Source organism: Larkinella rosea, assembly GCF_003858635.1.
Lineage (GTDB): Bacteria > Bacteroidota > Bacteroidia > Cytophagales > Spirosomataceae > Larkinella > Larkinella rosea.
Genome location: NZ_RQJO01000010.1, coordinates 365,982 through 388,633, shown reverse-complemented (window position 1 = coordinate 388,633; position 22,652 = coordinate 365,982). Strand labels below are relative to the sequence as shown.

13 protein-coding genes are annotated in these 22,652 nt (G+C 52.6%); 3 read left to right on the top strand and 10 right to left on the bottom strand.

The window, feature by feature from the left end:
- Positions 1–10 precede the first annotated feature (10 nt).
- Positions 11–1,543, top strand: a complete 1,533-nt coding sequence (locus EHT25_RS22455) for a RagB/SusD family nutrient uptake outer membrane protein (RefSeq protein ID WP_124877409.1) — start codon at positions 11–13, stop codon at positions 1,541–1,543.
- Positions 1,544–1,645: 102 nt separating this feature from the next.
- The gene (locus tag EHT25_RS22450; RefSeq protein WP_124877408.1) at positions 1,646–5,119 is read left to right on the top strand and encodes a VCBS repeat-containing protein; all 3,474 of its coding nucleotides are present in this window, start codon (positions 1,646–1,648) and stop codon (positions 5,117–5,119) included.
- Between the two features lie 4 nt (positions 5,120–5,123).
- On the opposite strand, the gene EHT25_RS22445 is transcribed toward EHT25_RS22450, so the two are convergent.
- The 3 genes from EHT25_RS22445 to EHT25_RS22435 form a co-directional block, all read right to left on the bottom strand.
- Positions 5,124–6,179, bottom strand: coding sequence for a serine hydrolase domain-containing protein (locus EHT25_RS22445; RefSeq protein ID WP_124877407.1), 1,056 nt, complete (start codon positions 6,177–6,179; stop codon positions 5,124–5,126).
- A 172-nt stretch (positions 6,180–6,351) separates the two neighbouring features.
- Complete coding sequence (locus tag EHT25_RS22440; protein ID WP_124877406.1) at positions 6,352–8,943, bottom strand: ABC transporter permease; 2,592 nt, start codon at positions 8,941–8,943, stop codon at positions 6,352–6,354.
- Positions 8,944–9,024: 81 nt separating this feature from the next.
- On the bottom strand, positions 9,025–9,351 hold the full coding sequence (locus tag EHT25_RS22435) for a PadR family transcriptional regulator (RefSeq protein ID WP_124877405.1): 327 nt from the start codon (positions 9,349–9,351) through the stop codon (positions 9,025–9,027).
- Between the two features lie 280 nt (positions 9,352–9,631).
- Between EHT25_RS22435 and EHT25_RS22430 the strand changes: the two genes are divergently transcribed.
- Positions 9,632–10,717 (top strand): NAD(P)H-dependent flavin oxidoreductase, encoded by a 1,086-nt coding sequence (locus EHT25_RS22430; RefSeq protein WP_124877404.1) that lies wholly within the window; start codon positions 9,632–9,634, stop codon positions 10,715–10,717.
- Between the two features lie 47 nt (positions 10,718–10,764).
- Here EHT25_RS22430 and EHT25_RS32760 read toward each other — a convergent pair whose 3' ends face one another.
- From EHT25_RS32760 to EHT25_RS22395, 7 genes are all read right to left on the bottom strand, one after another.
- Entirely contained in the window at positions 10,765–10,935 is a 171-nt protein-coding gene (locus EHT25_RS32760; protein ID WP_185731452.1) for a hypothetical protein, read from the bottom strand.
- Positions 10,936–11,244: 309 nt separating this feature from the next.
- Positions 11,245–13,503 carry a TonB-dependent receptor gene (locus EHT25_RS22425; RefSeq protein WP_124877403.1) on the bottom strand — a complete coding sequence of 753 codons (2,259 nt, stop codon included), beginning with the start codon at positions 13,501–13,503 and terminating at the stop codon, positions 11,245–11,247.
- 36 nt (positions 13,504–13,539) lie between these two features.
- Positions 13,540–14,865: a tetratricopeptide repeat protein gene (locus EHT25_RS22420; RefSeq protein ID WP_229311746.1), complete on the bottom strand. Its 1,326-nt coding sequence runs from the start codon at positions 14,863–14,865 to the stop codon at positions 13,540–13,542.
- 94 nt (positions 14,866–14,959) lie between these two features.
- Positions 14,960–17,227 (bottom strand): DUF4331 family protein, encoded by a 2,268-nt coding sequence (locus tag EHT25_RS22415; protein ID WP_124877402.1) that lies wholly within the window; start codon positions 17,225–17,227, stop codon positions 14,960–14,962.
- A gap of 21 nt (positions 17,228–17,248) precedes the next feature.
- The gene (locus tag EHT25_RS22410; protein WP_124877401.1) at positions 17,249–19,009 is read right to left on the bottom strand and encodes a DUF4331 domain-containing protein; all 1,761 of its coding nucleotides are present in this window, start codon (positions 19,007–19,009) and stop codon (positions 17,249–17,251) included.
- A 790-nt stretch (positions 19,010–19,799) separates the two neighbouring features.
- Positions 19,800–22,148, bottom strand: a complete 2,349-nt coding sequence (locus tag EHT25_RS22400; protein ID WP_124877400.1) for a hypothetical protein — start codon at positions 22,146–22,148, stop codon at positions 19,800–19,802.
- Between the two features lie 185 nt (positions 22,149–22,333).
- On the bottom strand, positions 22,334–22,594 hold the full coding sequence (locus tag EHT25_RS22395; protein ID WP_124877399.1) for an acyl carrier protein: 261 nt from the start codon (positions 22,592–22,594) through the stop codon (positions 22,334–22,336).
- Positions 22,595–22,652 lie beyond the last annotated feature (58 nt).

The following is a 22,652-nucleotide window of genomic DNA, read 5'->3' as shown; positions in this document are numbered from 1 at the left end:
AAAGATTCCAATGAAAAATAAATTTCTTTTATCCGGTATTCTGTTTCTGGGCCTGGTGGTAGGATGTCAGGAAAGTGATCTGGACAAATTGAACCCCAACGGCGTTACCGTTGATACGTTTTACAAAAACGGAGCTGAACTGACCAGTGCCGTCAATGCGGTTTATGCCATGGCAAAGGCCAACGCGCTCACCTCGCGGGAGTGGTTTTTCCTCCAGGATTTGCGCAGCGACGACGTGGCCGCCGGTGGTGGTCAGCTTGAAACCCCCCGCAACCAGTTGCTGCTGGGCAGCCACGATACCGGCAACTCCGTGATGGGAGCGGTTTGGCAGGGCTTCTACCGCCTGATTCACCGGGCGAACGTGGTGCTGGATCTGTCCGGGAAAGTGTCCGATATCCCGGCGGCTGACAAAGCCCGGCTGCTGGCCGAAGCCCGTTTCCTGCGTGCCTGGTCGTATTTCGATCTGGTGACGATGTGGGGCGGTGTACCCCTGTATAAAACCTATGTGACGGCGGTGGAAGGCTCGTTGCCCCGCTCGACGGAAAAAGAAGTTTACGATTTCATTATTGCCGACCTCAAAGCGGCACAAGAAGCATTACCAGCTACCTATGATGCGAATAACCTGGGTCGCGCCACCAAAGGGGCGGCCCAGATGTTACTGGCCCGGGTGTATTTGCAACAGGCGGATTATACGAATGCCAAAACCGAACTCCAGAAAGTGATTTCGTCCGGTACCTACAGTCTGGTGGATGAATTTTCGGATAATTTTACCGAAGAAGCCGAATTCAACAAGGAGTCGATCTGGGAAATTAATTTCTATCCGTCGGGGGGGAACTACAACTGGGACGGCGACGGAAACGGCGCAACGGCCGGAACCGAAACCGTGCGGACGCAGGAGTATTCGGGCATCGGCTGGCGGAACGTCATTCCTTCCAACAGTCTGCTGAACGAATTTGAGAAAACCGCTACCGGTTTTGATCCCCGGTTTTCCAAATCGTTTTATGCAACGGGCGACAAGTACAATCTCGACAAGAATGTGCTGACGGATGCGGCCCAGAACGGTAACTCGTCGGTGGTCGACGGAAAAACCATCAAGATCAGCTGGCGGAAATTCTCGCTGATGTACAAAACGGATCAGACGTTCCTGACCGGCGGTATCAACCAGCGGATCATGCGCTACGCCGAAACGTTGCTGTCCATGGCCGAAGTGGAAAACGAAATCGGAACCACCGCCGAAGCGGTGAAATACCTCAACATGGTTCGCGCCCGCAAGAGTGTGGCGATGCCCGCGTATCCAACGGCGGCTTACCCGGTTGGTACGAAAGATCAGGTGTTTGCCGCTATTATGCACGAACGTCGCGTCGAGTTGAGCGGGGAGCAAATCCGGAACCGCGACATTCTGCGGTGGCGGAAAGCGGGTAAACTGAAAACCGAGCCGTTTGCTTATTTCCAGAAAAACAAACATGAATTGCTGCCGATCCCGCAGCAGGAAGTGGATAATAACCCGAAAATTGAACCGACCGATCAGAATCCGGGCTATTAATTTCGCACGAATGTTTTAAAAGTTAAGCGAGGAGCAACGGTAGGACACCGACGGCTCCTCGCTTTATTCATTTTCAGCAACCGGTTTTTGCCAGTGAAATCCATGCGTTTTTCCTCCGTTTTATTCGGGATCATTGCAAGTCTGGCGGTGTTCTGTACGGCGTGCCAGCAATCGGAACCGACTCTTTTTGAGCAACTTCCGGGTACAAAAACCTGTATTGCATTTGCCAATACGCTCCAGCAAACCGACCAGTTAAACGCGTTTACATTCACCAATTTCTACAACGGCGGTGGCGTCGGAATCGGCGATGTGAATAACGATGGCCGACCGGACGTTTTTTTCGGTGGGAACCAGGTCAGTTGCCGGTTGTACCTCAACCACATCGACCCAGCGACCCAGGAATGGAAATTTGAAGATGTCACCGAAGCAGCGGGTTTGACGACCAGCCGATGGTGCACGGGCGTTTCGATGGCCGACGTCAACGGCGATGGCTGGCTGGATATCTACGTGAGTGCGGCCAAACATACGGCGTTGCCGCATTCCGAAAACTTGCTGTTTATCAATCAGGGCGGTAAAGGTGGGACACCGGTTTTTAAGGAAATGGCCGCCGAATACGGGTTGGCGGATGCGTCGTTTACCACCCAAACCGCCTTCTTCGATTACGATCTCGATGGTGATCTCGACGCCTATTTGCTTAATACCGGCCCCGATCTGCAAAATCCGAATTACCTGCGGGCTACGATTAACGACGGCTCGTACCCCAGCACCGGTAAACTCTACCGAAACGAAGGCGTTGGACCAAAAGGTCACCCGGTTTTTCGGGACATATCCAAGCAGGCCGGAATTGTCTACGAAGGACTCGGGCTGGGCCTGGCCATCAGCGACCTCAACAAAGACGGCTATCCCGACATTTACTGCTCCAACGATTTCATCAGCAGCGATATGCTCTATCTGAATACGGGCAGGCAGAATCCTGACAATCCGACGTTTACGAATGTCATCCGGCAGTCGACGGCGCACACCAGTTTGTACGGCATGGGCGTCGATGTGGCCGATTTCAACAACGATGGTTTGCCCGATATTTTCCAGCTCGACATGTTGCCGGAAGAAAATGCGCGTCAGAAAAAGATGTTGGCAGGGCAGGATTACGACCGCAAGGAACTCAGCATTTCCGAACCATATCGCTACCAGATGCAGTACATGCGGAATTCGATGCAACTGAATCTGGGCGTGGGGCAGGCCGGGACAGCGGACAAAGGTGCAAAACCGGATGCAGGTTCATCCCCTTTGGGCCAGACCCCGCTGCCGCTTTTCTCCGAGATCGGCCTGCTGGCGGGGGTCGCCAAAACCGATTGGAGCTGGGCCGCTCTGATGGCGGATTACGACAACGACGGACGGAAGGATCTGTACATCACGAATGGCTACCGCCGGGATGTTACCGACCGGGATTTCATTTCGTTCACCGAAGAGTTTTCCGGTTTCGGAACGACGGAATTTCAGAAGGAAAAGCGGGAAGAGTTGATCCGGAAAGTGCCCGAGGTGAAGGTGCCGAATTATGCCTATCGCAACGCGGGCGATCTGGCGTTTACTGATGTTTCAAAGAGCTGGGGACTGGACAACCTGTCGTATTCCAACGGCGCGGCCTATGCCGATCTGGACAGCGACGGTGACTTGGACCTGGTTGTCAACACGGTTGACTCCGAAGCCCTGGTTTACCAAAACCGGGCGCAGGAGCTGAAACCGGCGCATTACCTGGCCGTTAAACTGGAAGGGAATGCGGAAAACCGGCAGGGCATTGGTGGTAAAGTGGCGCTTTGGACGAAGGGACAAATACAGTATGCCGAAGTTTCGGTGGTACGCGGTTTTCAGTCGTCCGTCGAGCCGCTTTTGCATTTTGGATTGGGCCAGTCGGCGGTGATTGATTCGTTGCTGGTGGAATGGCCGGGCGGTTTGTCGGAAAAACAATACCGGATCAAGGCAGATCAACGCCTGACGCTTCGCTTTGATCGGGCGAAAAAGAACGAAATCCGTCCTGTTGTTACGCCCGAAAAACCGCTGTTTGCCAATGTTACCAGCCAGGTTTCACCGGATTTTCAGCACCGCTGGTCGGATTTTGTGGATTTCAAGCAAACGGCGGCCTTGCATAAAATGCTGTCGCGCAGCGGTTTTGCGCTGGCTTCGGGAGATGTCAACGGCGATGGTCTGGACGATTGCTTTGTCGGGGGAACGTATCGGGGGAGCGAAGCCTGTTTCCTGATTCGAAATCCAGTAGGCGGTTTTACCAAAAAAGCGTTCCCGATTCATACCGGTCACGACGATACGGCGGCTTTGCTGTTTGATGCGGATGGCGATAACGATCTGGATTTGTACGTTGTTGCGGGTGGGGCACAGCGACCTGCGTCTGAAAAAGCGTTTTACCAGGATCAGTTGTATCTGAACAACGGGAAGGGCGATTTTGCAGCGGCTCCGCCAAACGCCTTACCAGATGTGTCGGGCAGCGGGTCCTGCGTTATTGCGGCTGATTACGATCGCGATGGTGACCTGGATTTGTTCGTCGGTGGTCGGCAAATCCCCGGACAATACCCGCTTCCCACCCGCAGCTATTTGTTGCGCAACGACACGAAGAGCGGCCAAACTCGGTTTTCGGACGTAACTGCCCAGTTTTGTCCGTCGTTGCTGAATGCCGGACTGGTCTGCACCGCCCTCTGGACGGATACCAACAACGACAAGTGGCCCGACCTCCTGATTGCTGGCGAGTGGATGCCAATAACCATATTAAAGAATAATTCCGGAAAAACATTCACCGCATCGGCGGACCCTCAATCACTCAGTCACTCATTCGCTCATTCCGAAGGTTGGTGGAACTGCCTCGCACAGGGCGATTTTGACAATGATGGCGATTTGGATTACATCGCTGGTAATGAGGGGTTGAATACGTTGTATCGGGCGTCGGAACAGGAGCCGATCAAGATCATTGCGAAAGATTTCAACAAGGACGGCACGTTCGATCCGTTGATGGGGTATTTCATCAAAGGCGTTCGGTATCCAGCCATTCCCCGCGACGCCCTGAACCAGCAGGTCATTCAGTTTCGGCGGAAATACCAGCGTTACGCCGATTACGCCAAGGTTACATTCGACGAATTACTGACGAAAGAAGACCTTGACGGCGCGTATCAGGCCGAGGCTAGCTATCTGCAAAGTGCTTACATCGAAAACCGGGGCAACGGCGAATTTAAGGTAACACCCTTGCCCCGGATGGCGCAGCAATCACCGGTTTTTGAAATCATTCCGCAGGATGTCAACCACGATGGCAAGCTGGATGCGGTTTTGACCGGGAATTTCTACCCGAACGAAGTCAACATGGGGCGGCAGGATGCCTCGTTCGGACTGGTTCTGCTGGGCGACGGTCACGGCCATTTTAAACCGCTGCTGCCCCGCGAAAGCGGTTTTCTGGTGAATGGCGACGCCCGCAAGTCGGTGGTGGTTTCCGGGAAAGGGGTTGATACCTTGGTGGTTACGGCGGTGAACGGGCAGGGGTTGGAATTCAACCGGTTTATGAAACCGCAGCAACGCTAACGGTTTATTTTTCAATGATGTTGCGAATCATTTCCCGGATTTTCAGGCTCGTCACGGCGCTCTGCCGGGTGGTGGTGCGGGTAAAAATAATGCCAGCCACCTGATTTTTGGAATCCTGCCACGGATGCGCCCCGAACAGGCCCGGACTGCTGCTTTCCAAAACTTTGCCTGACGCATCCACCACATCGAGCCAGTTTCCAATGCCGTACCGCACGCTGGCTACGGGGTTGTGGGAATACGGATTGGCCGGATAGGGTGTTGCCTGAATCGTCGCTCCGCGGGTTTGATCGCTCAGCATGTCCGAAATAACCTGCTCGCTCAAAACGCGCTTGCCACGAAATTTACCCTTATTGACGATCATTTCCAGGAAATTCAGGTAGTCGCGGGCGCTGGTCCAGGCGCCACCGGCAATCAGCGGGTTTCGCAGATTGACCAGTAAATAGGTGGCGCGCAAATCGCAGGGAACCGCCATTTTTTCGTTGAAGAGCGACTGCCATGGTTTTCCGGAAACCAGTTCGGCGATGCGCCCGGCCACGTGCATACTGGCACTACCGTACCGAAAAACCGCACCGGGTGGATTGGTTAGCCGGGTATGAACCGCAATCGAGTCGACGGCCTGCGCCAGCGTCAAGTCGCGTCGGTATTCGTATTTTTCAGGTGAATCGCCCGGAAAACCGGCCGTATGCGAAAACAGTTGCCGGATGGTAATGTTCCCCTTTCCGTATCGGGTGAAAATGGGCAGAAATTTGCCAACGGAGTCCGATAACGCCAGTTTTTTCTCATCGACCAGCGCCATGATGACCGCACCGGAAAGCCATTTGGAGGCTGAAGCGATGAGCCGTTTGGTGTCGATTGTCAGGTTGTGTTCTTTCTGATAAATCACGTTTCCATTCTGCGAAACCAGCACGGCAATGCTATCCTGATACACCGCCGTATTTTCGTCGATAAACCGGTCGACGGACGAGAAATCATACGTTTTGGAGGCTGGTTCGGGAGCGACGGAATGGGTGCAGCACAGAAAAACCGTCAGAATGAGGAGGATCAGCAGGGAAATTTTCATCGGTTCATTCGATTGAATCAGAAGACCAGAAACCGTCTCTGGCCGAATGGGTACAAAGAAACCGCCCGCTGAAATGAGTAACGGAAAAAACAACGTAAAGCGTCCGGATTCGGCGGTGACCCTGCCGATCCGGACGCTCAATGTTTTAATTCGGTTGTGAAAACCGGCTGCTCTATTCCGTCCGCAGACTCTTGACCGGATTCACCAAAGCCGCCCGAATGGCCTGATAGCTTACCGTTAAGAGCGTAATGAGCAGTGCACCCAAACCGGAGGCCGCAAAAATCCACCACGCCATATCCGAACGGTAATCGTATTGCTTCAGCCAGCTGTTCATAAAATACCAGGCGAATGGAACGGCAATCAGGCATGAGATGATTACCAGCACCACGAAGTCCCGGGAAAGCAAGCCCCAGACGTTGAAAACCGATGCGCCCAGCACTTTCCGAACGCCGATTTCTTTGGTCCGCTGTTCGGCCACAAACGACGCCAGTCCGAACAATCCCAGACAACTGATGAAGATCGCGAAAATGGCGAAAAACGTAGCGAGGTTGCCGATGCGCTCTTCGTCGGAAAACTTGCGGGCGTATTCGTCGTCGGTGAATTTGTATTCGAACGGACTCCCGGGATTGAATTTTTTGAAAACCGGTTCCATTTTATCCAGCGCATCACGGATGGACAGGGCGGGGTTCGCCCGCACGATAATCATATTCAGCCAGCCGTAATCCACCAGAAAGATGGTCGGAACCGTTGGTTGGAACGGCGAATCCATCACCATGTCTTTGACGACGCCCGTAACGACGTGATCGCGGCCATTCCAGCGCATGACTTTGCCGACCGGATCGGCAAAACCGGCCAGTTTTACGGCAGCTTCATTCAAAATAAAAGCGCTGGAATCGGTCGTGAAATCGCGCGAAAAATCCCGGCCTGCAACGATTTTCCAGCCTACGGTTTTGCCAAAATCGTGCGTCACGGCAATGGTGCCAAACAACGGGTCGGTGGTGGGATCTTTGCCTTTCCAGCTAAAACCACTGTTATTCGACCAGATTTGCGTCGGCGGGCTGTTGGATTCGGTCATTTCGACAGCGGCCCCCGACTCGACCAGCGCGGCCCGTAATTCGTTGTAATGGCTGTTTAGTTCCGGCGTATTCATGGCGATGGTAATCAGGCCCTCGCGGCTGTAACCAACCGGGCGGTTTTTGGCGTACTGAATTTGCCGGTAAACGATGATCGTGCCGATGATCAGCGTGATGGAAACCGTAAACTGAACCACCACCATGACCTTGCGGGGCAGCGACGCAAAACGCCCGGCCCGCATCACGCCTTTCAACACCTTGATTGGCTTGAAACTGGACAGGTAAAAGGCCGGGTAACTTCCCGAAATAAAACCGGTGAACAGGGTGAAACTGATCGTTAATAGCCAGAAAACCGGATTCGTCCAAGGGATGTTGATGGCTTTGTCGGCCAGCCGATTAAAGAAGGGCAGGGTGGCCAAAACCAGCAGCAGGGTGAATGCCAGCGACACGAAAGCCACCACCACCGATTCGCTCAGGAATTGCCCGATCAGCTGGCTGTGCATTGACCCGACGGCTTTGCGAATGCCGACTTCTTTGGCTCGTTTCTCGCTCCGGGCGGTGCTCAGATTCATGAAATTGATGCAGGCCAGCAGCAGGACAAAAACGCCGATGATCCCAAATAACCAGACGAACTGAATCCGGCCGCCGTCGACTCTACCAGTCCGGAAGTTGCTGTACAGATGCCAGCGCGCCATGGGGTTCAGCGAGGTATATTCGATTTCCTTGATGTGGGGTAAAACAATGTCCTTGATTTTAGCGGAAAGCTGACTCATGTCGACCCGATCGCTGACCTGCACCAGCAGCGAGCAGCCGTGATTTCGCCAGTCCTTATCCTGGGTGTTCCACCAGTTGGCGATATTGTGCCAGGGCAGCACAAAGCGAACGTCGCGGAAGGTCGTATTCGGCGGTAAATCCTGATACACGCCCACAATTTTCATGTTCGTTTTGTTGTCTACTTTCACCACCTGATTGATGGGGTCGTCATCGCCGAAAAGCGCGGCTGCCACGGATTCCGAAAGCAAAACCGACGACGGATCGTTGAAGGCTTCGCGGCTGCCTTTCAGCATCTTGAGGGTCAGCATTTCGGGAAAATCGGGCTGGGCCCAAATGCCCGGCTGGGCAATCTTTTTCTCGCCGACCGCCAGAACGTTCGTGCTGGCCCAGAGCATCGAAAGGCGTTTAAAATCGGCCGGATACAGCGAACGGAGCTCTTTTTCAAGCGGTACGACAATGCTGTTGTAAGTTCCGGTTTCGCCGTTGTAGGTCTGGGTAGCCATCACGTAGGCCAGCCGATCCCGATTTGGGTGGTACGTATCAAACGACACTTCATCCCATATCCACAAACCAATCAGCAGGGCTACGGCCATTCCCGTGGCCAGACCCGCGATGTTGATCACGGAATAGACCTTGTTTTTGAGCAGGGTACGAAAGGCAATTTTGAAATAATTGAGAAGCATGGCAGGGCGAAATAGAAAAGGTGATGGATGCTCAAGCGGTTTTTGTTTTCGAAGGGAAGGACGCACCAGACTCAGCACATCCCGAACGTAGCGGAGCCGGGCTTTGCGGGCGCCAATCAGGCGAATCCGCTGCTCGAACAACTCCTCCAGATCGCCCTCCATTTCTTCGACCAGGTAAGCCGGGCAGAACAGGTGTAAAAACCGCTTTGCCCAGCGGGGCGGACTTGGTTTCATATTCATTACTATTTTATGAACAATGAATAATTAACAATGAACTGTAAGTCAGCTTATTCATTTTTCATTGGTAATTTTCTTTCAGCTCCAGGCGGTATTCGGGATGGAATCCCACATTTGATTGCGAAGCTGGCGGATCTCTTCCAGTGCCCGGCGCCCGGCAACCGTGACCGAATACAGCCGTTTCCGGCGACCACCGCGTTCCTGCGTGACGCCACCGAGTTTTGAAGACACCAGTCCTTTTTCTTCCAACCGGTGCAGGGCCGAATGAACCGCTCCCAGATTAACGGAACGCCCCATCTGCCGTTCAATTTCGGTGGTGACAGCCGCGCCATACGCGTCGCCGGAACGGATGGCTACGGACAGGAGTACGACTTCTTCAAACTCGCCCAGATAGGTTCCTTTCATGGTTCTAGCAGAATTAGTTGTGTAAATGTATAACAAATGCTTTGCCAAACTGAAAATACAGCCTTTCTGAGCGAATTGGGCCAGTTTTGGGTAAAATCCATGTCCGTTTCTGGACAGCCTTTGTACGCTGGTGGACAATGATTATACCGGTTTTTGGCAACCAAAACCGTTAAAACGGTTCGTTAAATGAAGGGTTGTTGGACGATTTCAACCCACGGTTAAAACCGGTGGGCTGTAAAATTTAATATGCTATTTTTGCCCAAAGCAACACCTAGAAACGATGACAAATACATGGCCGGACAACCGGATTCAGGAGCTACTGGGCATTGAGTTGCCGATTATTCAGGCGCCGATGGCGGGATCGGTTTTGTCGAAAATGGCAATTGCGGTTTCGGAAGCGGGCGGGCTGGGTTCGCTGCCCTGCGCCCTGCTGCGCATCGACCAGATTCGGCACGAATACGAGCTGATCCGGCAGAAAACCGCTAAACCGGTCAATCTCAACTTTTTCTGTCACCAATCGCCGAAGGTCGATCAGGATCGCGAAAACCGCTGGCGAAAACGGCTGGAAAGTTATTACACCGAATTCGGAATCGATCCGAACGAGCCCATTCCAACCTCAAGCCGTGCGCCGTTCGATGCGGATTTGTGCGCCCTGGTAGAAGAACTGCGGCCCGAGGTGGTGAGCTTCCATTTTGGCCTTCCGGACCAGAAGTTGCTGACGCGGGTCAAGGCGGCTGGAGCGAAGGTGCTGTCATCGGCCACGACGGTCGAGGAAGCGGTTTGGCTCGAACGCGAAGGCTGCGACGCCATCATTGCTCAGGGTGCGGAAGCGGGCGGCCACCGGGGAAACTTCCTGAGCGATACTATGGCTACGCAGGTGGGTACGATGGCGCTGGTGCCGCAGGTAGTCGATGCCGTGAACATACCGGTCATTGCCGCCGGTGGCATTGCCGATGCGCGCGGCATGGTTGCGGCCCTGGTGTTGGGGGCGTCAGCCGTTCAGCTCGGAACCGCCTACCTGTTTTGTCCCGAAGCGGAAATTTCGCCTTTGTACCGACAGGCATTACGCAACGTAAAAGACAACAACACGGCCATTACGAACGTGTTTACGGGGCGTCCGGCGCGGGGAGTTGTCAACCGCCTTGTTCGGGAAGCTGGACCGCTGTCGGCAGATGCTCCGGAGTTTCCGCTCGCTGGTGGAGCGTTAATGCCGCTCCGGGCGAAAGCCGAGCCGTCGGGTCTGGCCGACTTCACCTCCCTGTGGTCCGGGCAGGCCGCGAGTCTGGGCCGGGAACTTTCAGCGGGCGAATTGACCCGGTTGCTGGCGGAAGAAATGCACAATAAAATTTCAGACTTCCATTCGTAAGCGAACCGAAGACGCAGCTGTTGTGTACGATTTCCGTTGCCAGGGAATTACTTATTGGAAATAGCGGGCGTGTTTAGGGCTTTGATTTCGTCATCGAGGACATCCTTCAGGATGCCCAGGATATCGGCAGCCAGGAGCTTTTCGCCATCATCGATGAATCGGTTATAGGATTCGTACAGAATGTGGCATCTCCGCTCAAACCGGGTTGTCGGCGTCATTGAAAATAAAGTAGTTTGGCTTTTAAATTGACCGGCAATTACGGTTTCACGGGTTTTGCTGAATAAATTAGTCATACACGAACGGATCTATTTATGGAAAACATCTCACTGCATTGTCCAGCCCAATTTACACAGGATCGGCATTGTTTGTGCAAGTGTACTAAAAATTAAAACAAAACCCGACTCGATCGGCCGGGCTGTATCTTTAATTCTGTCCTACCCATACGGGTATGCATAGAAAATAGCAAAAATTAGGCCATTCGGTTTAAAAAGTCATCGTTGGGAGATTGTTTTTTTGGATGAATGAACTCACCAGAAAAATGTCCAGCTTAAACGGGCAAAAAAGGGTGTTCCGGGCGTAAAGTGAATCTCATCTACCGGGGCGGTTTCGCCCCGCAACCGGCTTTCGGTGGCAAATTGCGTTTCTTTCCAGCGGGTGTTCAGCAGATTCTGAACGGATAATCCAAACTGGTACTTCGTGCGGGTGTAGTTGACTTGTAAATCAGTTACAAAATACGACTGAGCGACAATCGAATTGTCTTCGTTTGCGGGACGGTTTCCCATATAGCGATAGCGCAACGAACCGCTCCATCGCCCGGCATTCTGGAACGTAAGGCCACCCGTTGAAGTGAATGTGGGCGCAAGCGGTAAATAGTTCTGACCGGATTCGACACCGATGGCACGCGGTTTGGCGGTATTCAAATCCAGATCGGCGTACAAATGATGGGTCAACTGGTAGCGAACCGAGAGATCGACACCGTACCGACGCGATTTTCCGCTGGGTTCGACCACTCCTTCGTCGCCCACATACACAAATTCCTGCTGTAGCCACAGGTACCAGCCAGCCGCGTTGATCAGCAGTTTGGGAAACGGTTTAAAAATGATACCCAGGTCAGAACCGTAGGCCGGGGGTAAAATATCCCTGCCATTTTGCGGAACAACCACCCGCGTATCGTTGGAATGAAAGCTTTTACCGGTATTGAGATACAATTGAAGCCGCGGGTTGGCGGTATAATAGAGATTGAATTTGGGTGAAACAAGGGCCGCGTCGGCCCGTTTCGGGACGCTGGTTGGTGGAATTAAATCGTCATATTGATTGCGAAAATAATCCAGGCGAACACCCGCGTTGAGGGAAAAATGATCAGAAAACTGGATCAATTCGTCCAGGTAAACACCGGCATTGAGTTCATTGATGTTTCCAAATTGCCGCCGTTCCAGTGTTTCAACCCGGTTTTTGGTGTGCGAAAGCTCGGTGTGACGCGTCAAATCCTGACGGTATTGCAGCCCGGCGGTTGTTGTAAACCGGGTGTTGCCGCTGAAATCGGTTCGGGAAATACTGCCGTTGTAGCCAAACAGATTCCGGCGTTCTTTCTGCCGAATCTGGTCGCCGTTGATGGAATCTTCGCGAAAAAAAGTAAAATTCGAATACAACTCGAAATTGTAATTGCTGTAAAAGAGCTGATTTTTGATCGTGTAGTTTTTGGGTGTAACCGTCACCAGCTCCGCATTGACGTTGGTCCGACTAGTTTCTCCGCCTTCGGTTGGGTCGACGGAACCGAAAAAACCGGTCAGGCCGGAGGTCACCGCCCGGTCAGGAATCTGACCGGAATGGTTCCATTTGCTCCAGAAGGTCGAACCGGTCAGCGTCAAATTGGTGTTGGGCGACAGGTGGCCGTGGTATTTACCCACCACATTCAACCGTTTGAAATGCTGCGGATGGTCGAAGTAAGAATCGGAATACGAATATTCCGACGCCAGATAGGCCGATTGATTTTTTGCCCGCCCCCGCTGCCCTAACAGATCCAGCCCGGCAACCGCCCGGTACGTATTGTATTGGCCGACCTCGAGTTTAGCGAAACTTTTGTCGAGCGTCGTGCGCGTCCGGAAATCCGCCCAGCCAGCCGTGGTAAAATTGCCTTTTTCGGTATTGTATGGCCCTTTTTTAAAGTCGACCTTTTCGATTAATTCCGGGATTACAAAGTGCAGGTCGGCGTATCCCTGACCATGGGCGTGTGAAACCATGTTGACCGGCATGCCGTCTACCGTCAACCGGATGTCCGTGCCGTGGTCGATGTCGAAACCGCGTAAAAAGATTTGCTCGGCTTTGCCACCCCCCGCGTGCTGACCAATGAACAAACCCGGCACCATCCGCAAAATTTCCTGCGAGTTGGTAATGGGCCGCATTTTAATGTCCAGACTGCTAATCAGTTGCTGGTCGTGAGCTTGCTGCGACGAAACAACAATTTCACTCAGTTCGATGGGAGAGCGAGCCAATACCATATTTAACGTCACGTTTTGGTCATCCTTTAGATCGACCGAAACCGTGAGGGATTTAAAACCAATGTGCGAAATTTCGATTTTGTACGGAGCCGCCACCAAACCCACAAAGCGGTATTGTCCTAATTCGTTGGTGACGGTTCCTTTCCCCAAACCGGTCAGTTGCACACTGACCCCGCGCAGCGGCTGATTGGTAGACTGGTCGATGATAGTTCCCGAAACACTACCCAGGTGGGCAAAAGCCCTGAAACTCATCAGGACCAATAAAAGGACGTAGAGCGTCAGTTTCATACAAGTCGAATTCTCTGGCAAATGGCACCAATACCGCTAAAGTACCACATTGGGATTGATCTTCCGGGCCTGGGCAACCAGTTTATTTCCCGATTCGACGTGTCCCAGTGCAACTTCAATCGCTCCGGCCTGTTGCAGCAGCTCTGGATTTTTGCTACCGGTTTTCAGCGCTATCTGCATGTGTTCCTGCGCTTTCTCCAGGTTGTTCTGGTTGAAATAAACCCAGGCCAATGCATGGTTGACGTCGATATTTTTCGGCCGCTTCCCGAATTCCTTCAAGCCGTACACCTTCGCCGAATCCAGCTGACCGGTTTTGGTGTAGAGTTTGCAAAGTTCCAGATCGACGGTGTGACCCGAGCGGGCATCTTCGTTCAGCATGGTGACCACTTCGGCAAATTTCTTTTGGGCTTTTTCCCTGTCGCCCTGCAAGGCAAAAATCTCCGCCATTTCTTCGTGGAACGAAAATTCGGGCATGATGCCGGCGGCTTTGTCCAGCGTTGCCAGCGCTTTTGCGTATTCCTTGCGGGCTTTCTGAATCCGGGCCTGCCCGGCCAGCGCAAAAGCGTAGCTGGGCCGAACGCTCAGAATACCAGCGTATTGCTTTTCGGCTTCGTCCAACTGGCCGGTGGTTTCGTACAGGTGACCGAGGATATTTTTACTCCAGCAGTACGGTTCTGAACCGGGTAATCCGGCCTGAACGGCCAGTTTCATGGCTTCAATTGAACTCGGGTAGTTACCGTAAATTTCGCGTAGGTAGGACGCCCGCGAATACGATTCCAGCGACGGTTTTAGTTGCTGCATTTTATCCGACATCGCAACCGCTTCATCGTAATTTCCCAGCTCCACATTGGCATCAACCAGCACGCCGTAGACGTAAGCATTGCTGGGGTTGAGTTGCCGGGCTTTTTCGGCCAGTTCGCGGGCTTCGGCAAACTGGTGCTGCGACATCTTCACGGATGATTTAAACGTCGTGGCCTCGAAGTTTTTCGGGTCCATCGCCAGCACACCATCCAGAATCGCCAGAATGGCCGGGTAGTAATACGGGTGTTCACCGGTAATCCGGGCTTCGGACAAATAAATAACCGCCAATTGCAAACGGGGCTTTACATCGCCCGGTTCTTTTCGGATTTTATTCTGTAAATCATCGACTTTTGCCCGGGTTCGCGGCCATTCAACGGCCTTGGCTAATTCGCCCCGACGTTCAAATAAAGCCGGAATTTCCTGGGTAGAACCGGTCGCCGTGGCCTCTGAACCGGTTTTTTTAGGATCGGTACAACTGTTCAGGGTGAAAAGAGAAAGAAAAATCAGGCCCGAAATATATACCGAGGCAAGGGGTTGAAAAGAAGGTTTACGTGCTGACATGAATCAAACCGCCCAAGCGGAGGATAGGGAATCGTTGGTTTCGGAAAAAACCGGAGGTGGATGAACTCATCCACCTCCGGTTGGCTGCAAAGACTTATTGTCGCAGTAATTTGATGATCTGACGATCCGTTGGCGTTTTGACTTCCAGGAAATAAACCCCGGTTTGCTGGCCCAACCGCAGCGTCCGGCGCTCAACCGAAGTGGCAACCGGAATGGCGTGTTCGCCAAACTGCTGGCCCTGGCTGTTGATCACCGACAGATGCAGCGATTGACCCGAAACACCAGTCACTTCCACCACCACTTCACTTTTACTCGTCGGATTGCCCAACACCCGTACCGACAACTGATCGGCCTCGGCGGAGAGACGGGCGGGCGCACAGTACGCGCGGAAGTTAAAGACATACGATACCATTGAAGCGGGCTCTCCCACGTAACGGCCATTGATCGTAATGGTACTGTTGTTCGGATCATTCCGTACACCAAACTCGATCTGGCGGTTCACGCTGGTTCCATAAACCCCGTTGACAACGCCCGCTGCGCTGAATTCGACGGTTTTAGCCGGATCGCCCCCGACACGCGCGAAGGTAATGTCACCATTGGCGCAATTATAACTTTGGACCTTAACGGCCAATGGTTGATTCGGTTCGTAACCACTGCCAATGAAACCGCGCCAGGGATCCTGAACAAACGGAAACGCGCTTTTGAACGTCGTATCGTTTTTGGTGACACCGGCGGTAAAACCCAGCACGCTTCCCAGATTGGGCGTTACCGGGCTGGGGCTGGTTCCCGGAATAAAGTCGTCATACCACAAACCGATTGCGGCCAGTACCACCCCACCAACGGCCTGCAATTCAATTGTGGTCACGTCATCTTCCAACCGGCGACCGTTCGGAAAACCGTCCATGTTTGGAATGAACTGAAGATTGGCATTGGTGTACATCGGATCAGTCAACCCCATCACGGCGGCACCGACCAAACCGAGGGAGCTGAACTTGGCGTGGTTACGGGGCGTTGCCGGAACGGCCATGTTCAGCCGCAGCATGTCGCCCAGGGTCGGCAGGAAGTTGTTGATGAACGGTTTTCCGGCCGCCAGGGGATTGCCGTTTTTCCCCGTTGCGAGTTGGTAGGGCCGCAGGTTGGGCACACCGGTGTAGAAGATCGGCAGCAGATCGACGGCGCGGGGGCTGGCGTTGTTGGGCAGTAAAACCGCTCCGAATGCGTTTTCGGCCAGCGCGGTTCCGTCGAGCGCAGCATTTCCTTTCAAGCCGAACAGGCCCGGTTTTCCGTTCCGGAAGTCAAAGCTTCCCAGCGATTTTGACTGAATCCGAAGTGCCGAAAGGCCCGGAACCGCTCCACCAAATTTGGAATCATCCATGTAGAGGGCGAGCTCAGGGTTGGTAAAGTTGGCCGCGAATTGCAAATCGTTCCCGCCGTAGGGCGTCATGGCGTTCCATTTATCTTTCATGCCGATGGGAATGACGGCTTCGTTGGTCAGCGGCATCCCCAGCCGGGACACCTGCACCCAGCCACCGTCGTAGCCTACGTCACCACCCGAATTGATGGTTTTGATCTGCCGCCGACTCGACGACGCCCAGACGCCGATCACGTAATCCGGATCAAGAATAGTAGCGGCCATCGCTACGGTTTTTTTGCTTTTCTGCAAGGTCGAAACGGGGACTTCAATGGCGATGGTGTGAACATTAAACCGGGCCAAACCATCCCGACCCATTGTCCGGAAGTTGCCAACGTCGAACACCCCGCCCAGATCGACAAAGAAGGGATCATCGATGGGGCCGCAGAAAATCCGTTCGCCGGTCGAACTCATCGTAATGGCCTGTTTCGCCAGCGCATTGTACGATGGCGCACCCAGGCCAACCGTGGCGTTTTCGATGGAACGGGGGCCGATGTTCGCGGGGGGCACCACACCGTCGGTGACAACGGTGGTCCAGCTTGCCCCGCCGTTCGTACTACGTTCGCAGGTGTACGTGGTTTTCTGGTTTTGCTTGCCCAGCCGGATGTTGAAAAACGTGGTCGGGTCTTCATTGACGATTTTGAACGTAAACCGGTACGTGATGTCGTCGCCGGGCGTTGCGGTATTGTTGTCGACGTGAATTTCGTACCGGATATTTTCGCCGAACGTATACCAGTTAGGTCCACCTGCCGGGTCTTCAAACGGGATGTAGTTGGCGATCAATACGATCTTTTCCGCATCGGTCGGACTTTTGAACGCGTAGACATCGGTATTATCCGCCAGCGGATCGGTCGAAATCAGCGGAGCTTCGCGGTGGCTCGAGGCCATTAACTGGCCGGAAGGCAGGTAAAACAGAACTGCCAGCAGCAAAAGGGTAAGTATCTTTTTCATGGTTTATCCGATTGATCTGGCTTAGAATTTGGTCACTTTGGTGTAGTTAAAGCCTCTCCACGGCGTCTGCACGTACGGGAACGATGCCTTCAGGGTCGTATCGTTTTTGGTGACACCGGCGGTAAAACCCAGCACGCTTCCCAGATTGGGCGTTACCGGGCTGGGGCTGGTTCCCGGAATAAAGTCGTCATACCACAAACCGATTGCGGCCAGTACCACCCCACCAACGGCCTGCAATTCAATTGTGGTCACGTCATCTTCCAACCGGCGACCGTTCGGAAAACCGTCCATGTTTGGAATGAACTGAAGATTGGCATTGGTGTACATCGGATCAGTCAACCCCATCACGGCGGCACCGACCAAACCGAGGGAGCTGAACTTGGCGTGGTTACGGGGCGTTGCCGGAACGGCCATGTTCAGCCGCAGCATGTCGCCCAGGGTCGGCAGGAAGTTGTTGATGAACGGTTTTCCGGCCGCCAGGGGATTGCCGTTTTTCCCCGTTGCGAGTTGGTAGGGCCGCAGGTTGGGCACACCGGTGTAGAAGATCGGCAGCAGATCGACGGCGCGGGGGCTGGCGTTGTTGGGCAGTAAAACCGCTCCGAATGCGTTTTCGGCCAGCGCGGTTCCGTCGAGCGCAGCATTTCCTTTCAAGCCGAACAGGCCCGGTTTTCCGTTCCGGAAGTCAAAGCTTCCCAGCGACTTCGACTGAATCCGCAGCGCTTTTAATGAAGGAACCGCTCCACCGAATTTGGAATCATCCATGTAAAGAGCCAGTTCGGGGTTGGTAAAATTGGCCGCAAACTGGAGATCGTTCCCGCCGTAGGGCGTCATGGCGTTCCATTTATCTTTCATGCCGATGGGAATGACGGCTTCGTTGGTCAGCGGCATCCCCAGCCGGGACACCTGCACCCAGCCGCCGTCGTAACCCACATCACCCCCGGCGTTAATGCTTTTGATCTGCCGACGGCTGGCCGATGCCCAGACGCCGATCACAAAATCCGGGTCGAGGATGTTAGCCGCCTGACCGACGCTTTTTCCGTCTTTCTGCAACAGATTAACCGGAATTTTCAGGGCAATGCTGTGCACGTTGTAGCGGGCGAGCCCATCTTTAGGTGCATTGATTTTATTGCCTTCAGGCCGGAAATTTCCGAGGTCGAATGCCCCGGCCAGATCGACAAAGAAGGGGTCGTCGGCGGGGCCGCAGAATACTTTTTCGCCCGACGAGGCCGTAGCAATCGCCTGTTCGATCAGCGAGTTGTAGGAAGGAGCGCCCAGCCCGACTCCGCCTTCGATGGAACGGGGACCGATGTTGGCCGGTGGTACTTTTCCGTTGCCGACGATGGTGGTCCAGGTTCGGCCGCCGTTCACGCTTTTCTCACACCGATAAACGGTTTTCAGGTTTTGCTGATTCAGGCGGATGTTGAAAAAGGTTGTCCCGTCGTCGTTGCTGTTGGTAAACGTAAACCGGTACGTAATGTCGTCTTCCGGCGTGGTGGTTTTGTTTTTAATGTGGATCTCGTAGCGGATGTTCGGGCCGAAACTGTAATAATTGGGTCCGCCCTCCGGCAATTCAAACGGAATGTAATTCGCGATGATCGTGATGGTATTTTCATCGTCGGGACTTTTAAATGCGTAAACGTCCGTGTTGTCGGCCAGCGGATCGCTGGAGATGAGCGGGGCTTCCCGGTGACTCGAGGCAAAACTGCCGATGCTCAGCAGCAGCAGGGCACAGCTCAGAATGAATTGCCTGAGCCGTCCTAAAAAGATAGGAAAAATGGCCATAGTGCTTATGGTTAAACGTGAATAAAGGATAAAAAACGCTAACGGGTAGCCTGGATAGGATGATTCAGAATGGTTGTATTTCTTACCGAATAAATTGATTCAGCAAACCGATTGGTTTTTACAAAATCTCGCTAAAAAAATACTGAAACTTGATTCTCAGATGGCGGATTGAAACCATCGTTGAAACGCAGGGGATCTCGCAGGGGAAAAATCAATTTCCTGAATGTTTGATAAAAACCGTCATGAGGTGTTTTTACCAGCTTAGCGCAACCGATTCAGGACTAAAATCAAACATAATCAGGCAAATATACTTTTTTTCATAATTTATTAAATTTTTTTGTTGGTTAAGGTTGAATTAATTTATGGTGTTCAGGTAAGTATTTGAATGTCAGAATATTGTAATTTGGCCATACACAAAAATTCTTTCTCAAATAATGGATTCCTCCAAATTTGAATAGTAACTAAATTCAAACATCTAGTTACGTAAGGCTTTGGTAATGTGTTGAGTAGCCATACATACGTTTGTTGGACAAAAACGGATTAGCACTGCTCAGAAAAAAATCGGAGCGGGTTTTTCGAACGTTTGTGCTCAGGAGACCTGAACGAAAACCGGATTGGTCGGGGAGGAGCAGGACGGGAAAAATTGGCGGAAAAAGAAAATAAAAATACCCTGCTAACCCCGGAGATCTCCGGGTTAGCAGGGTAAAAGGCAGATTTAGAAAACCGGTGCTAAATGGTACGATTACCATAAACCGTTAGCCTTGATTTAACGGGAATTATCCAGCGATTTTTAATCCTGTTCCGACGAATAATCAAGGCGTAAGCGAAGGGCTTTCAATCGGGCAACGCCTTGCAACGGTTCCAGATCGAGGTATTCGATGTCGGAAGTGAGTTTGTTTTGTTTCTGTAATTCGGTGATAAAGGGAAGATAATCAACGATTTCCCGGGTATTTGTGTAAACGAGGGCAATGGTGTCGGGTTGGGTCAGTCGCTCCTGCGTTCCCGCAATCAGTGCCTTGTCGATCCGTTTTTTTAGCACTTCGTAGCGAATGCTGTAAGAACCTTCCACGTCGAACCGGTGCTCGTCCTGCCGAAAGCTGATGTCGACCGCTTGCCCGTGCGCCAGAATCAACTGGGTGGTTTGCAGCGGTAACGGCAGGCGGGGGAGCAGCAGGTGCGTCAGCCGGGCCATTTCCACCATCGAGTTCAATTGCCACTTAAATAACAGCCGGAGGTAGTCGGGCTCGAACGGTTTTTGGGGCGAAATGGACTGTCCGATGTAGATTGTGTATTCCATTCCGTCGGTTCGGTAACGTTCAAAATAATGCGGATAAACGGCCTGGAGCTGCTTTTCCTCGTTTTCGATGAACGTATTTACCGCCGTGTTGAGCCATTCGACGCTCCGTTCATACACTTGCAGCGATCGGTTAAACTGGCCGTTTGTGGGGTTTGTCTGCCCGAAATAATGCTGGATAGCGGTTTCCAGATCCGGATAATGCAGCCGCAGGTGTTCGAAATACGGATTGACTTCCAGCGCCAGAAAGTCACTGATATTCAGTTCGTCTTCCGGATTCAGGTCTTCGGTTAGCTTACTTTGCCAGGCACTGGCCGTAGCGATGAGCTGCTCCGGTGTGGCCAGTTCGTTGGGTAAATCGGCCTGTTTCAACAATTGCTGGAGGGCGGCCAGTTGGTTGGAAAAATCCTGCCGAACGGCTTTGTAGCGTTCGTTTGACGAATTGCGGATATCGATTGCGCCATAAACCGGGTAAACCTGCGGAAACCGCACCTGCGTGGCCGGGCTGTTGAAAGACTCTTTTTTGCCCAGTCGCAAATATTCCCAGGCCACCTCGTTAAACTTCCATTCGACCGATGGCTGGAGGGACGTGAATTTCTGTTTGATCAACTGCTCCAAATTCTGGTTGAACTGCCGCAGTTGATACCGTAATAATTCCTGTACCAGCGGAATCACCTGCTCAATTTTAGGAAGTAAGCCTTCGTCGAAGGCATCCGGTTGCGGGCTCGCCATTTCCAGAATCCCCAGTGCTTCATCGCCGTTCACGATCGGATACCACAAAAAACTGCGAAAACCGTTCTGATAGAGCATTTTCTGACCCATTTCAGGAAGACCAACCAAACCGGGAAACAGACGTGGTACCGGATTTTTGATCAATTCCTGAACGGTTTTCTGAGCGTGCGGGTCTTTATACCCATCGACAACCTTGCCGGAATGCCGGAGAAAAACACTGCGGGCGCTCATCTCTTCCTGATGCACAAAATACCCGTTAACCTGCTGAAACGGAACGATGCTCAGTTGTAGATCGGGCTGCCCGACAAGGTTGCGTAAGGCGGTTTCGAAACGGCGGTAAATCTCGGGTTCGGTGTCGGAATGCAGACGCGAAAAAACCGCCTGCAACTGGTGGACGGTTTCGGCTTCCGTGATGTCTTCCACGATAAAAAAAGCAAACCCCTCAAAACGGAAATCGCTCAGGGTAAGCCCACCGGTATTTTTATTCGGCAGTCGACCGCCTTTGGCGAAATCAATCCAGGCTGATTGTAAGTCCGGTAATTTGGGTTCGAATCTGAACGAATCGGCTGGGCTGCGCTCAATAAAGGTGGTGTTGATTTTGATCCGAAAATACTTGGTTAAGCCGTTGGCGGTCTGCTGAAAGCGAAACGAAGCGGTTTTGCCATTAAATGACTGCACACCGTAGTATCTTTCCAGAATCAGACGGTACCAAAACCGCTGCTGATCTTCTTCCCCGATTTGAGCTCGAATGTCTGATAACAGGCTGGGGTATTCGTCGCGTAAACGACCAAATTCGTCGGACTGGTGAAACAACGTCATCGGAAAAGGCAAACCAAAGGCGTACGAAATTTCGCGGTTGGTGTGGGCCAGCGGAAAAACCGCTACCGTCGCCATTTGAAAAAGCATGGACAAACGATCTTTGTCGTACAATTCCTCCAGCGGCTCGATTCCGAACGTGGGCGTAAACTGGTCAGTCATGTACGTATACATGTCGCCCAACCGGTTGGTGGCCTGACAGTTTTTCTGCTGGTTTTGGAGGTAATTTATAAAGGGCCGAAAGGATAGTTTGATGGAAACACCCCGTTTGGTCGTGTGTGGTAGTTCTGTAATCATAGTCTCCATTTCAATGGGTAGGGGAAGAATCGAAGTTGACCGTCACCCCAATTTTAGAAACAGTAATTCGGAAGGGTTGGTGCCAGCAAACCGGTATTTTACGCAGTTCGCTGACACCGGTAGAAATTCGAAAATGAGACTATTTTCATTTTCAACGAATATCTATATACGTTTACCAGAAGTGGTCACTGAGGCTGACCGACGCCCGAAAGCGTTTCGGTAACGAGATAAGCTTTCAACTGGCCGATGGTTTTCAGCATCCACCAGTCTTCGTCCGGAATCCGAATGCCGAAATTGATCTCGACCTGCAGCAGCAGGTCCGTAATATCCAGGGAGTCCAAACCCAGATCTTTCGTAAAATCGGCTTCGTCGGTGAGCGCACTCAAACTGATCCCCAGATTTTCAAAGAGTTTCTGGAGGCTATTGTTAATCTGTTGCGTTGTCATGGCAATGGGGTTTCTGTTTTTGAAAAAATGAATAAGAACCGGAGCACAGGAAGCGCTC

What these genes read in the sequence shown, in the direction of transcription:
- EHT25_RS22455 (WP_124877409.1), top strand. Translation starts at nt 11, where the DNA reads ATGAAAAATAAATTTCTTTTATCCGGTATTCTGTTTCTGGGCCTGGTG.
- EHT25_RS22450 (WP_124877408.1), top strand. Translation starts at nt 1,646, where the DNA reads ATGCGTTTTTCCTCCGTTTTATTCGGGATCATTGCAAGTCTGGCGGTG.
- EHT25_RS22445 (WP_124877407.1), bottom strand. Translation starts at nt 6,179, where the DNA reads ATGAAAATTTCCCTGCTGATCCTCCTCATTCTGACGGTTTTTCTGTGC.
- EHT25_RS22440 (WP_124877406.1), bottom strand. Translation starts at nt 8,943, where the DNA reads ATGAAACCAAGTCCGCCCCGCTGGGCAAAGCGGTTTTTACACCTGTTC.
- EHT25_RS22435 (WP_124877405.1), bottom strand. Translation starts at nt 9,351, where the DNA reads ATGAAAGGAACCTATCTGGGCGAGTTTGAAGAAGTCGTACTCCTGTCC.
- EHT25_RS22430 (WP_124877404.1), top strand. Translation starts at nt 9,632, where the DNA reads ATGACAAATACATGGCCGGACAACCGGATTCAGGAGCTACTGGGCATT.
- EHT25_RS32760 (WP_185731452.1), bottom strand. Translation starts at nt 10,935, where the DNA reads ATGACGCCGACAACCCGGTTTGAGCGGAGATGCCACATTCTGTACGAA.
- EHT25_RS22425 (WP_124877403.1), bottom strand. Translation starts at nt 13,503, where the DNA reads ATGAAACTGACGCTCTACGTCCTTTTATTGGTCCTGATGAGTTTCAGG.
- EHT25_RS22420 (WP_229311746.1), bottom strand. Translation starts at nt 14,865, where the DNA reads ATGTCAGCACGTAAACCTTCTTTTCAACCCCTTGCCTCGGTATATATT.
- EHT25_RS22415 (WP_124877402.1), bottom strand. Translation starts at nt 17,227, where the DNA reads ATGAAAAAGATACTTACCCTTTTGCTGCTGGCAGTTCTGTTTTACCTG.
- EHT25_RS22410 (WP_124877401.1), bottom strand. Translation starts at nt 19,009, where the DNA reads ATGGCCATTTTTCCTATCTTTTTAGGACGGCTCAGGCAATTCATTCTG.
- EHT25_RS22400 (WP_124877400.1), bottom strand. Translation starts at nt 22,148, where the DNA reads ATGATTACAGAACTACCACACACGACCAAACGGGGTGTTTCCATCAAA.
- EHT25_RS22395 (WP_124877399.1), bottom strand. Translation starts at nt 22,594, where the DNA reads ATGACAACGCAACAGATTAACAATAGCCTCCAGAAACTCTTTGAAAAT.